Raw genomic sequence first — 11667 nt, forward strand, 5'->3', positions numbered from 1 at the left:
TGACACTATCCCCAACGTCACCGCTGACACATCACCATCAATGTCGCTGACCAGTCACCGACGATGTCGCGCTACAGACCGGCCGGCGGAAACAGCTGCAGAAGCTCGGACGGCACCTTGTTGTGTGACACGAGCAGGCAGAGGTTGTCGTCAAAGGTGATGAGGTGGCGGTCAAACAGCCAATGGGCAGTTGCTGACAAGGCGACCCCGTTCTGGACGATGTCAGGACCACCATCGGCAACCGGCCAGATGTGAGCCGCCTGGGCTTCTGCCTTGCCGCCGCCATTGACAATCCTGAGCCCGGTGACAGCGCAGGTGTTCTCGTAAGCGCCAAGGACGTGGTTGCGGAAGTTCGCGTCACGAATCTTGCGGTTTACGAGCATCTGCTCGACCCGCCGCTGCGCGAAGTAATCTTGCAGAAGCAGATTGGTCTCCGGATCGATGCGCGGGGCATCGAGCTCCAGCCGGATCCGGTTTTCGGGATCGAGGGTTTCGGCAAGCCGAGCATTGACGATCGCCACGAAATCTTCGTTTTCGAGCATGCGGACCGACTTGCCGCGCAGGCTTCGCCCGGCATCGCCTGGCTTTGCCATTTCGCGCAGGAACCGCTCGGCAAAGCGGCCGCTGCTGTCGCGGTAGGGGACAGGCTGGTCGAACTCGAGATAGTCGCGCACACGCGCATAGAAGTGGCTGGGATCGCTCGGGTCGGCATCGATGCGTTCGACGAAGGCCGCGGCGATATAGGCCATTCGCCCGCCAGAGACCCGGGTTTCGCGGTAAACGATCCAGTCGCTCACGAGATCTCGCGCAACCGACAGGTAATTGCTCGGAAAGTGATACCGCTCGGTGATCGCGTCGTCGTACCGCGAATTGCCGCTGATCTCGAAAACGCCCTTCACAGTCCCGCCTGTAGTTCAAGTAGATAACCACCAGGTTGCCTGGAGAACGCTCCGCCGTCCAGGCTCGAAAGCGAAGACGTCAAATGCCGATCTCGAAGGGCTTATTGCGCTCTTTGGCCAGTTCGGGCGGCTGCTTGCTCTGATCTTCCTTGGTCGCGGTTCCCGCAGCCAGGCCCTTCGCGGCTGCCTCGCGGAGCCGCTCGGTCACTTCCAGTGCCGAGGTCTTTTCGCCGGTGTTGTGGGCCACGGCCTTTCCAAGCTTGTCGGCGCTGTCGACCACAAGGGTCAGGTGATCCCGCAGGCGGGTGACGGTGACCAGGAAGGTCTGTTGGTTGGCCAGATTGCGTTCACGGCTGTCCATGACTGCAATACCTCGATCCGACGTCAGCCCCTGGGCCATATGGGCATTGAGCGCGTAGGCGAGGTCAAGTCGCCTCAGCATCGGATCCCCGCGCTCGAGTTCATGGCGCAGGCCAGATGACGTCACCAGCGTGACCCGCGCGCCTTTTACGGCTTCGATCCGCGCCTGGTCGGCATTGAACAGGCCCCGCCGATGATCGTTCTCGGTCCAGCGAATCCGATCGCCGTCATGGACCGAAAGTCGCTTCTCCTCGAACAGCGCGAGCCGATCGTCCTTCTCACCAGGGCGGATGCGGCTCGGGCGAAGCGTTCGCATTCTGCCCTTGGCATCGCGGAGCCGGACTTCGCGGGACTTATCGTCGATGCTCTCGACCTTGTATTCGCCGCGCGGGAGACTCTGCTGCTTGTCAGGGCTGCGAACGTCGAGAACCATGCCTGGGCGGTAGGCCGAAAGGTATCGGAGTTCCTCTCGGGTCGCATTGACCCGTGACAGCACGGCCAGGTCCAGTGAGGTCTTGCCGAGCTCGCCATTGGCCTTGAGCCCGCGTTGCACGGCGTCATTGACCGCGCTGCGCAAGAGCCGACCAGAGGCATAGATCGCGGTCCTATCGCGGTCCTGTGGCGCCAGCGCTAGCCATTGCTCGGCAGCGACCAATGCGCTGTCGCCCCTTGTCTCAATCGTCGAGCCTTTGAGATGGCCGAGGGCGGTATGGACATCGCCCGATTGAGCAGCGGCCTGGGCGAGACGCAGCTGCGGGTCCCGGCCGCGCAGGTTGGTGGTCATGTCTGCGCGCGCGATGCCCGCCTTCTGGACGAGATCGAAGGGTTTGCCCGCATCGACCGCGCCGAGCTGGCGCGCGTCGCCAACAAGAACAAGCCGCCGGACGCCAGCAAGATTGCCCAGCGTCACGAGCCGTTCCTTGTCGTGGTTCGAGACCATCGAAGCTTCGTCGAGGACCAGGACCCGGTCGCCCAGCTCTTCCTTCGCCTCAGCCTGAAGGCCGGTATTTCCAGGATCTTCCAGGAGCGGCGCCCAGTTCTTGAGCAGTCGAGCCAAAGTCATCGATGTGATGCCGGTATCGCGCTCCAGCATCTGCACCAGGGTGTTCTGGACCGCGAGCCCGATGATCTCCGTGCCCTCCTCACCGAGGATCTGTGCCACGGGCTTCAGGACACTGCTCTTACCGGCACCTGCTACACCCTGGATGGCGATCGTCCGGTGGGTCGATGACAGGATCAGGCGCGCAGCCCCTTCCTGGCCAGCATTGAGGTCGATACCGTGATTGATGGCAGCAACGGCCTTGACCCGTGCGCCTGCTTCATTGCTGACGAGAAGGGGAGCGACAGCGTCCCTCCCGGCTTCGACGGCAGCGAGAATGCGATGCTCGCTTGCAAGCGCATCGCGCGAGGTTAGCCAGCCCTTATGCTCCCCTGACCCAGGAACGAGATCGCCCGAACGGACCAGCGCATTGACCCGCGTTTCGACGGCCGCGATCGTTGTGGGCAGCCCAAAGTCCAGCGCTGCTTTGTACAGCGCCTCACGCGGAAAGGCTGCTTCGCGCTGCGAGAGGTGGCGTACGGCAGAGGCCGTTGCCTGGGCGGCGGCAACGGCTTCGCGGTCCTGCTTGAGCACGTGAGCCGGGATTAGCGGATCGGCAGGATTGCCCTTGATCCGCTCGGCAAAGTCCCGAAGCCACGCCTTGCCGCGCTCGATCAGGCTGGTGCCGGATGCGGGCGTGCGAGATGCTGGATTTGCGAGGGTCTGCGCCTGTTCAACCATAGCCGGCAGGTCGAGGCCTGCGGCCTGGGCATGGTCTTGCCAGCTCGACACAAGTGCGCCCCGATCTGCGACTGCCTGCTTGGCGCTGCGGGTGTCGAGGGCGGCAATCTTGCCAGCTTCAAGCCCGGGGCCACGCCGCGCGTCGAGCACTTGGTGGCGCCGCGTGGAGAAGGCCATGACCTGCTCGCGGGTAAAGCCTGCCGCCTCGAAATTGCCGTGTTTGCCAACGGGCCCTACCGCATAGCCGAGCTTTTCAACCGAAAGGCGGAAGCGGGCCATCGTCATGCTGTTGAGGAGCGTGTTGAGCGACCAGAGCCGGTCGTTCTTCAATGTTCGCCATTTGCCATCGGCACCTTTCGTGGCGTTGGCGATCACGGCATGGAAATGGAGATTGGGCTCCTGGTTCCGGTTCGTATCGTGCTGGAACAGCGTCACGGTGAGGTTGCCGGTTTGAACCGTGCGCACTTTCCCGTTTTCAACGAGGCGCGTTTCGGCCGCGTTCTTTTCGGCCCATCGCAGCGTCTCGATGACCGCTTCGCGATAGGCTTCTATGATCCGCTTGTCGCCGCCAACGAGCGCGAGAACCGACCAACTCTTAGGCAGCGAGAAAGTGAGATCGGTCCCGGCTCGGTGCTGGTTCTCGCGGCCGACTCTGGTTCCGTCGGGGAGCTCGCCTTTGAGGAGCTTGTCGAAGACTGCGGCGTCGACCTCTCCGGAAAGGCCCAGTGCCGCGGCGCCTGATCCCACCCATTGACCTGATCGGTCGGCATCCGCGCTCGCGTAGTAGTTATCGGCAGCAAAGTAGCTGGCCGCGCCGGAGGCTGACCGGACATTGGCAACCGAAAGCATGGATCCTGATCCTTCGAGCAAGGTGCCCCCTTGCTTTGCGGCCCTCAAAGATCGGGTTCGTAGAAGTCCTGTTCGCCGCTCTCGATGCCGCCTTCGAGCAAGTCCCGCTCGGCCCGTTCGCGAGGATGTTGTCGCTCGTTCGGCCGCTTGATCGGCTGCGACTTGAGGTCACTCGCACCGGGCTTGTCTCCTTGTATGAGCGCCTTCTCATCAGTGGATAGCTGCGCCAAGTCGGTAGCTTCACTCCTGCCAGAGAGAAGCGGTCCTGGAGGCAGTGTCGCAGCTGTTCCGCCCGCCGCGGTGGCTTCGGTAGCTGCCTCATCCTTGCTCTCATCAAGCGCTGCCCGCACCTCATGGGAAGGCGTGGCTCGGGGCTGTTCGTCGCCCTTGTGGCTTGTCTCATCCGCCGCGGGGTTCACGCCCATTAGGTCGAGCTTCAGTTGCCGGGGGACGACCGGCTTGCCGGCACCATCGTCATTCGCGGCCGGCGCATCTTCGGCGGGTTCGGATCGCGATGCAGGCGAAGAGGTGCTCGCAGCGGCTCCCTCATCCGGGACAGCCCGCTGGGGGCCAGGTTCGGAGACGCGCGCAATGAACCCTTCTGCCAGCCGGGGCAATCGGCGCGGCACGAGGGTGACCGGAGCGGCCGGGAATCCGTCCGGGAACTTGAGGTAGCCGGAGAGCCGCGGCAGGTTCATGAACTGGTCGGGAAGGAGCAGTGGTTCGATCTGTCGCCGAGGAGTCAGGCTGACGGCGTCGCGAGCATTGTTGTAGCCGTAGCTGTACCCTTCCTCCATGTCGCGCACCTGCCGATGTCCGATAAAGTCGGAGCACCAGGTCGCCGTCTCCCGGTCCGCGGTTGCAAGGATGAGCTTGCTTCGAGCCAGCGACGACAGGGTCATCGCCATGTTCTCGCCGTAGACCTCCTTGAGCTTGGCAAAGGCATGGACGCCAGTGACAATCGCTCCTCCGAAATTGCGTGCGGTCTGGAGCCCTTTTTCCAGCGCGGGCAGCCGGTGCAATGCTCCCAGTTCGTCGACCAGGAACCAGATTCTGAGGTCCGGGGTGCGCTCCATGGTCATCAGCGTGTTCATCGCTGTGTCGAGCCACAAGGTGAGCAGCTGCGAACAGATCGACATGTCGACATAGCGCGCCGAGAGGAACAGGATCGATCCCGGAGCGGAGATACCTCGAGTCCAGTCCCGCACCGAGAAGCGAGGGCTATTGTTGGGCAGCAACTTGAGCGCCTTGGCATTGGCGTTGAACACGGCCCGGATCGACTCCGCCATGCGCGCCGCTTCTGGAGCGGTGAGCGGGTCGGCCATGGTGCCGCGCATGAGCTTGTGGACCTGCGCGAGATCGGCGGTCATCAACCGGGTAGCGAGCGCGTGGTTGGTAGCCTGCCCGGTGCGCTGGAGATGGAGGCACATCTCGACGAAGAGCATGCGGGCGGCGAGCACCCAGAACTGCTCCGAGCCGCCACCGTCGTGCGGAACGAGCGCTTCGGCGGCGGCGTGGAATTCGCCCTCGCTGGTGCAGTCATGAAAAACGCTCCAGGTCGGGCAGCGGGCATCGAGCGGGTTCAGGATGATGTCGCGCTCGGGGTCGTAGAAGGCCTCGATGAACGCTCCGGTGAGATCGAAAACCACCGCGCGTTGCCCACGCGCCCGGGCCTCGGCGAGGAGCTGGCTCAGGGCCACGGTCTTGCCGGTGCCGGTCGTGCCGATCAGCATCGTATGGCTCTGCTCAAGCCGCCACGGCCAGGGAACCCCGGCGAGATGAGCCGGGCTGTAAAAGCCTGCCTCTTCGGTCGCTGCCGCGCCTGCCAGCCGCCATTTCCAGCCGAGCGCGGATTGCAGTTCGCGGGCACGTTCCGTGCTGTTGTGCCGGTCGATTTCTGCCTCGAGCTCGTCAAGGGTGACAAGCATCGCGCCGCGCTCGTGCTTGCGCTCCTTTGATTTGCCGCCGAACCGTTCAGCGAACCACCAAAAGGCGATAAAGGCAGGGACGAGGATGAGCGCAGAAAGGCCCATGCCGCGCCGGATGGCGGTGCCGAGCGCAGCTACGGCCTCACGCATTGGAGGAAAGTCGCGAACGAAATTGAATGGCAGGCGGACGGTGCCGCCACCGGCCAGCTTCAGCTCCACCAGCTTGCCGGGATCGAACTCCATGAAGGCGTAGCCCGAAGCATAGAGATGCATCCATGCCAGGTAGATTTGGTGGTCGTTAAGCGCCGTGGTCACCTCCCAATAGGAGAGCCAGGCGGTGACTATGAAAGTCACCAAGAGTGGCCCTTTGAGCCCTGCCGCAAACATGAAACCGAAGTGACCGAGGAGCTGGCTGCCGCGCGTGAAGTTGAGGAGATTACGCTTCATCGCTGCCTCCCTCGGGTGCGGAGGCGCTGAGCCCGAGCCGGGCGAGCCTGCGATTGTAGGCCTCGTGCGTACGCTGCCGCAACGAGCCATCAGTATGGCTGGCCAGGAGCGCTTCGAGGGCTACCGTGATGAACAGGTTTTGCCTTACCGGGTCGAGGGCCCCAGGCCGCTTTCGCGCTTCGTTTTCACGCTGCCAGGCATCGACCAGCTGATCGCGAATGACGATGCTGACGGAGACCTGCTGGTCCCGGGCTTTGCCCTTGATCCAGTCAGCAAGTGGGCGGGGTACGTATGTCTGAAGACTGAGATGCCGATCCATGTTCTGGGGTCCAATTGACCCTTGCGAACCTGGTTCGATCTTGCGGAAGACAGTGATGAGAATAAATCAGGAACATTGCCGCGTCAATTGCGATAAACTGGCACCAATTCAGAGAGTTAGGTAGCCCCAATTTGCCCGTAAATCGCGAATCCAAGGCATGCATCACGCTCAAATTGGTTTGACACCGGCCCGAAAACTCAGCGTATCACACTGATATACCTATACTAAATCCAGCAGTGTCACTGCGTACGGTGTGCTCAGTCTACCAAGCTGCGAGTAGGTGATCCGGTCACTTCGCCGGACATGCTGGAGGGATTGAACGGCCTCGATAGCGCGGAGCCAAAGCGCGTGCGGGCGCCGATGCCCGCACTCCGCTCGTCGCAACTGATCCCGAGCCGAAACGAACCAACGGCGAGCAAAATAAAAGGGCAGGAACCGCTCCCGGCTCCCACCCTTTTCGGCGTCAGAATTCATCCACCATCGATCCGTGAATGGTGTGGACGACACGCGCCGCCAGGTGTGCCGGCAGGGCGCAGTAGTCACCTTCATCGAGGGCGATATAGCCGAGCTCGTCGTCTGCCACGATGTGCTGATCGAAGTAGCTGTGCAGCGCCCGGCGTTCGGCGAGTTCCAGGGCCTCGAAGTAGCTGCGGGATGAAGCGGTGCAAGGTGCAGAATGAGCCATGATGATCCTCCTGAGGTTGTCTCGAACGACAGGAGGAAGTGCGATGTTCGTGCGCATGACGGGTCAGGGACCGCGCGTCGGCGCGGCCGCGTCAGCGGCGGTGGGGGAAACGATTTTGTCGGGGGAGGGATTCATCCCTTCTCCGGCAAAATGGTGGGGCCCTGCCGTCCTTGAGGCGGCATGTGGACGGACATCATGCTGGGCATTCCGTGAGCCAGCCTCTCTACCCTCTCGGTTGCAGGGGAGGGCTGTAGTCGGGCGCCGCTTTTCTCATTTTCCTACACCCTGGGCGCGGTGGCAAAGGAGCTATCGAGGGACCACAAAACAAGGGGGCGGAAAGGACTGACATGCCCCGCAAGAACAATCCGGTCGATGCCTTGAAGAAGCTCCGGGAACAGCGCGACGAACTGGCGGCCAAGGAAGCAAAGCTTCGCGACGAGGCTGCGATTGTCCTCGGCCACATTCTGATCGAGTGCGGCGCCGAGACAATCGAACCGGCCCAGCTGCGCCAGATTGTCCGCGCATCAATGGCGCTCGGGATCGAGGAAACGCTGAAGCGGATCGCCCCTGCGTAGCCCCAACCAGCGGCGGCAAGGGGTTCGATGCCCCGCGCCGCCGCATAGCCCCCGAGCAAAAGAAAAGGCCCCGATGGCATCTGCCACCGGGGCCTTGTCGTGGGGTAAGGACATTCAGTCCTCGTCGATATCGGGAGCGCCCTCGTTGCCGCCCGAACGGCCCTTGGTGAGGAAGTCGACCTTGTCGGCGATGATCTCGCAGCCGTAGCGCTTGGTGCCGCTCTGATCCTCCCACTGCGTGTAGTGGATGCGCCCTTCGACCGTCACGAGCTGGCCCTTGGTGCAGAACTTGGCGACGTTCTGGCCCAGGCCGTTGAAGCAGGTGATCCGGTGGAATTCGCTGTCCTTGGCGGTGTAGCCGTTCTCGTCCTTGTAGGTCTTGCCATCCTTGCGGGCGGGACGGTCGGTGACGACCGAGATCGAGGTGATGCTGGTTCCACCCTGGGTGGTGCGGGTTTCGGGGTCGCGAGCGATGCGGCCAACGAGGATAACGAGATTGGTCATGGGCTTTCTCCTGATCGAGCATTCCGGGTCCATCCCGGCTGCAAACCCGAGCAGAAGCGCCCCGCGGCGAAGCGCACCGAAGGGGAACCCGGAACTGGTTCGGGTGGTGCGGGCAGCCGGGCAAAGCCCGGCAACTCGGCCGGACCTGATCCGGGTTGCGCGTCTCGACGGGGGTGATTCAGGGACAGGTTGGTATCGAAGCCGGGTGGAGCTGGATGCCGTGAACAGGTTTGCCCTGCCTCGTTTCCCTCCGGTCTTGGCCGGATCATTCCCCGCCAGCCCTCCACCGGAGAACCCCTTCCTAGATCACGGTACGGACCGCTCCTCCAGCAGGTGGCCTGGTCCTGGACGCAAGTGCTTCGCCGGGGACAGGCATATCGATCGTTACCCCTTCAGCGCCGCCCAGAGGGTTGCCTCGCAGCATCCAGGCCTGCGGCGTGATCAAGCGCGCCCAGTCAGCAAAGGACGGGATCGAGCCCAAGTCTTCGCGCACGTGCTGCTCGCCGACCAGACGCACCGGAACAACCCGGCCATCGGCATTGACGAGGGTCTCGCCGAAGATCGCCTCCAGCATGAATATCCCCTCGGCATGGTGCCGCAGCGCGCGATGTCGGGGGTCTGCCAGGATTGCCTTGGATTGGTCGAACCACTGGTGCAGCGGGAGATAGTCATCGACCGTGCCGCCCCATTTCCGGACCGACGAGAGGGCGTGGTAGTAGCAGTGGGCCATGCCAGATCTCCTAGAGCTCGGTCGAATGATCATCGGTTGCGGTGAAGCGCAGGCTGCAGTCGAGCACGAAGGTCCCTTCAGCCACATCGATCACGAGTTCGCCGCAGGCACCGTCGTTGATCTCCCAGCCAGGATGATGACGTTCGAGCGCCAGATAGGTCAGCTGCTCGAGAGCTTGCCCAAGCAACTGCAGCTGCTCGGAACCGGCACCTTCCGCCGTGTCTGCGGCGCCGTCTTGCAGCTTAACATCAGGGCACTCGATCGCCGCACCGGCTGCATCGAGGCACGCGCATTCCTCGACCGCACCGCTATCGCCGCAGCCGTCGAAGCGGATCTCGACTCGGGTAATCCCAGCGTCCTGCAAGCGCGGAAGAATGGCTGTCTTGAGCTGCTGAATCTCTTCGACCACCTGGGTCTGCCGTTGGGCCTGGCGAACGGCAAAGTCGGCCATCACGGCCTCGATATCGATCATGGAGTGCCTCCTGTAGAAAGGAGCCAACGACCATCCGCTGGCTCCAACCGACAGGCGCACGCCTTTCCTCTCATGGACGACGCCAGCGCCGATCCGGCGCTGGCGCGAAGACCGACAGGGTCTCAGTCGGTCCTGGCCGAAGTGTTCTTCGGATTGGTGCCGAGGGGCCCGCGGCGATCGACAACGGTGATCCGCCGAGCCTTGGCGTCGATCACCAGGCGTTCGAGTACACCATTGCCCGGGAACGCGATGACGTAGCGCGGATCGAGGGAGAGCATCCGCTCGTTGCGCTTGAAGCCGGCACGGGCGCCCAGCCGCATATCGAGCGAGAATGTCACCTGTGGGATGCCGCGACGTTCAGCCCAGCTCGAAGCCAGACGGTCAACGCCCTTGGTGTCGCCGCCATGGATGAGCACCATGTCCGGCACGCGGTCGCGGACCTTGTCGAGCGTCGCCCAGACGTTGTTGCCGAAGGTCAGCGCATCGTCTTCAGTAGCATGACGGGTGCGCCCTCCGGCGAACACGACGGGGGTTCCTTCGGGCATGGCCGCACGGCGTTTGGCTTCGGCGCGGGCGCGCAGGAAGTCGCGACCTTCGACGAGCGCCGAGGTGAGCATTGCACTGTGATTGAGCCGAGAACTGGAGACTGGCTTCCAGGAGGAACCGAACTCGTTGAGGTATAGGCTTGCTGCGACCTCGCGCATCTCTTCGAGCGCCAGCATGGCGCTTTCGGCGCACTGCGCCCGCTCGACCTGGGTCTCGAGGTCGTGGGTGTGGACTTCGGATCCGTCAGCCGTCGCAATCAGCGCGCGGACCTCGTCGGTCGCCCGGTCGAGGGCAGTCGATTTGCGCTCGGCGGAGCGGTGAAAGATGTTGACGAAAGCCCAACCGAGATCCTCGGCATCGGCTTCAAGAGCGGTCCCGGACACCATGGCAAAAAGATCGGACCAGACCGCTTCGAGGGTGTGGACGACCGCCTCCCGGACCGGGAAATCGCTGGTCGATACGGGAGCAGGTCCAATCGAGAAGCCGGCGAGATCGAGCCCGGCGAGTTGATCGGCGAATGACGTGTGCATGGGATGTCCTCCTGACTGGCGTGAGGCCGACGCACCCGTTCATGGCTGCGCCAGCGAGAGCCCGTCAGGGCCAGCATTCAGTCAGGGTTGCGCACCCGTCAGGGGAAACCTGGCTTGGCGGGCTGGCGCGGGCAGGCCTTGAGCCCGAAGGGCGAAGGCCAACACGGGCCCGACCAAGCCGGGTTGCGCAAGACTGGCGGCTGGCCCAGGGCCTCTCTCGCATGGCGCCAGGCCATGGGCGCTCGGAACAGATCATAGGCAGGGGCACGCCCTATGCCCCATGCATGCGCCGCCCCAGCTCGGCTTAAGCCGCACGCTTGGCGTAGACACCCTCCCCGTTCGACATATGCCCGAGACAGTCATAGTCGCCGAACACGGCATCAAAGCGGGATGCGATCTGGGACAGCCAGCGCTGTGCCCGCGGTGAACGAGCCGTACGCCAATCGGCGTCCCAATAGGTGCCGTCATCACGCTCGACGATCCAGACGGCCACCAGGGCGCCGTAGACCGATACGCCGAAATCCGCATAGGCATTGCGCATGAGGATCCGGTCTTCCCGGCCTCGCCAGCCGTCATGCGGGATCAGCGACGGGAAGGCTCGGCCGGCCCGCTCGCGCAGGTCTTCGCGCAGCCATTCATACTCGAATTCCCAGTCGTCCTCGGCTTCGACCTCAAGCACTGTGAAGGCGACGATTGCGCCGCTGGGATAGCTGACCGATCGGCCCATGGCATCCTCCCTCAGGCCGCAAGCGCAGCGTCGTCTGACGCGTCGTCAAACTGTTCGGGCATGACCCTTCCGCCAAGCTTCAACAGCAGGGTCGACGCCTCCTCGGCCTTGGCCGCAGCCGTCAGGATGGCGCGGTCGTCATCCTTCAGCAGCTTGAGCCAATGCTCGATGTAGCTTGCGTGACTATCGAGGTGCGTGACGGGCAGCCCCAGCTCAGCGCCCAGCATGGCGCTGGAGAGTTCGGCGACATATCCTGACAGTCCAGCCCCAATCCGGGGTTCGAGGAAGAAAACCATCGGCTGCCTCCAGCACTGCC

12 protein-coding genes are annotated in these 11667 nt (G+C 63.4%); 1 reads left to right on the top strand and 11 read right to left on the bottom strand.

All coding sequences use genetic code 11. The features are described 5' to 3' along the window. Window positions 1-71 precede the first annotated feature (71 nt). The 5 genes from AC1Q5P_RS21230 to AC1Q5P_RS21250 all read right to left on the bottom strand — a co-directional run bounded on the left by AC1Q5P_RS21230 (window position 72) and on the right by AC1Q5P_RS21250 (window position 7267). Window positions 72-899: an HNH endonuclease gene (locus AC1Q5P_RS21230; RefSeq protein WP_492519962.1), complete on the bottom strand. Its 828-nt coding sequence runs from the start codon at window positions 897-899 to the stop codon at window positions 72-74. Window positions 900-978: 79 nt separating this feature from the next. Beyond that, window positions 979-3888: a MobF family relaxase gene (gene mobF / locus AC1Q5P_RS21235; protein WP_226019687.1), complete on the bottom strand. Its 2910-nt coding sequence runs from the start codon at window positions 3886-3888 to the stop codon at window positions 979-981. A gap of 44 nt (window positions 3889-3932) precedes the next feature. Then, the gene (locus AC1Q5P_RS21240) at window positions 3933-6263 is read right to left on the bottom strand and encodes a type IV secretion system DNA-binding domain-containing protein (RefSeq protein ID WP_226019686.1); all 2331 of its coding nucleotides are present in this window, start codon (window positions 6261-6263) and stop codon (window positions 3933-3935) included. Continuing rightward, window positions 6253-6582, bottom strand: coding sequence for a hypothetical protein (locus tag AC1Q5P_RS21245; RefSeq protein WP_083276889.1), 330 nt, complete (start codon window positions 6580-6582; stop codon window positions 6253-6255). Before AC1Q5P_RS21245 ends, AC1Q5P_RS21240 begins: the two co-directional genes overlap by 11 nt. A 463-nt stretch (window positions 6583-7045) precedes the next feature. After that, window positions 7046-7267 (bottom strand): hypothetical protein, encoded by a 222-nt coding sequence (locus tag AC1Q5P_RS21250; RefSeq protein WP_226019685.1) that lies wholly within the window; start codon window positions 7265-7267, stop codon window positions 7046-7048. A 347-nt stretch (window positions 7268-7614) separates the two neighbouring features. Between AC1Q5P_RS21250 and AC1Q5P_RS21255 the strand changes: the two genes are divergently transcribed. Continuing rightward, entirely contained in the window at window positions 7615-7842 is a 228-nt protein-coding gene (locus AC1Q5P_RS21255; protein ID WP_129405210.1) for a DUF6437 family protein, read from the top strand. 114 nt (window positions 7843-7956) lie between these two features. Here AC1Q5P_RS21255 and AC1Q5P_RS21260 read toward each other — a convergent pair whose 3' ends face one another. The 6 genes from AC1Q5P_RS21260 to AC1Q5P_RS21285 form a co-directional block, all read right to left on the bottom strand. Further along, window positions 7957-8346, bottom strand: coding sequence for a single-stranded DNA-binding protein (locus tag AC1Q5P_RS21260; RefSeq protein WP_226019684.1), 390 nt, complete (start codon window positions 8344-8346; stop codon window positions 7957-7959). Window positions 8347-8647: 301 nt separating this feature from the next. After that, the gene (locus AC1Q5P_RS21265; protein ID WP_226019683.1) at window positions 8648-9076 is read right to left on the bottom strand and encodes a DUF6915 family protein; all 429 of its coding nucleotides are present in this window, start codon (window positions 9074-9076) and stop codon (window positions 8648-8650) included. A 10-nt stretch (window positions 9077-9086) separates the two neighbouring features. Further along, the gene (locus AC1Q5P_RS21270; protein WP_226019682.1) at window positions 9087-9548 is read right to left on the bottom strand and encodes a DUF6878 family protein; all 462 of its coding nucleotides are present in this window, start codon (window positions 9546-9548) and stop codon (window positions 9087-9089) included. 122 nt (window positions 9549-9670) lie between these two features. Beyond that, on the bottom strand, window positions 9671-10624 hold the full coding sequence (locus tag AC1Q5P_RS21275) for a DUF2493 domain-containing protein (protein ID WP_226019681.1): 954 nt from the start codon (window positions 10622-10624) through the stop codon (window positions 9671-9673). A gap of 304 nt (window positions 10625-10928) precedes the next feature. Next, window positions 10929-11351, bottom strand: coding sequence for a hypothetical protein (locus tag AC1Q5P_RS21280; RefSeq protein WP_226019680.1), 423 nt, complete (start codon window positions 11349-11351; stop codon window positions 10929-10931). Between the two features lie 11 nt (window positions 11352-11362). After that, a partial coding sequence (locus AC1Q5P_RS21285) for a zincin-like metallopeptidase domain-containing protein (RefSeq protein ID WP_492519963.1) occupies window positions 11363-11667 on the bottom strand: 305 nt, incomplete at its 5' end.

The sequence above is a fragment of the Novosphingobium sp. GW835-FHT14H07 genome (genome assembly GCF_058793515.1).

Excerpts from the sequence above, each read along its gene's own strand:
- mobF (WP_226019687.1), bottom strand. The coding sequence starts at position 3,888 with ATGCTTTCGGTTGCCAATGTCCGGTCAGCCTCCGGCGCGGCCAGCTAC.
- AC1Q5P_RS21240 (WP_226019686.1), bottom strand. The coding sequence starts at position 6,263 with ATGAAGCGTAATCTCCTCAACTTCACGCGCGGCAGCCAGCTCCTCGGT.
- AC1Q5P_RS21245 (WP_083276889.1), bottom strand. The coding sequence starts at position 6,582 with ATGGATCGGCATCTCAGTCTTCAGACATACGTACCCCGCCCACTTGCT.
- AC1Q5P_RS21250 (WP_226019685.1), bottom strand. The coding sequence starts at position 7,267 with ATGGCTCATTCTGCACCTTGCACCGCTTCATCCCGCAGCTACTTCGAG.
- AC1Q5P_RS21255 (WP_129405210.1), top strand. The coding sequence starts at position 7,615 with ATGCCCCGCAAGAACAATCCGGTCGATGCCTTGAAGAAGCTCCGGGAA.
- AC1Q5P_RS21260 (WP_226019684.1), bottom strand. The coding sequence starts at position 8,346 with ATGACCAATCTCGTTATCCTCGTTGGCCGCATCGCTCGCGACCCCGAA.
- AC1Q5P_RS21265 (WP_226019683.1), bottom strand. The coding sequence starts at position 9,076 with ATGGCCCACTGCTACTACCACGCCCTCTCGTCGGTCCGGAAATGGGGC.
- AC1Q5P_RS21270 (WP_226019682.1), bottom strand. The coding sequence starts at position 9,548 with ATGATCGATATCGAGGCCGTGATGGCCGACTTTGCCGTTCGCCAGGCC.
- AC1Q5P_RS21275 (WP_226019681.1), bottom strand. The coding sequence starts at position 10,624 with ATGCACACGTCATTCGCCGATCAACTCGCCGGGCTCGATCTCGCCGGC.
- AC1Q5P_RS21280 (WP_226019680.1), bottom strand. The coding sequence starts at position 11,351 with ATGGGCCGATCGGTCAGCTATCCCAGCGGCGCAATCGTCGCCTTCACA.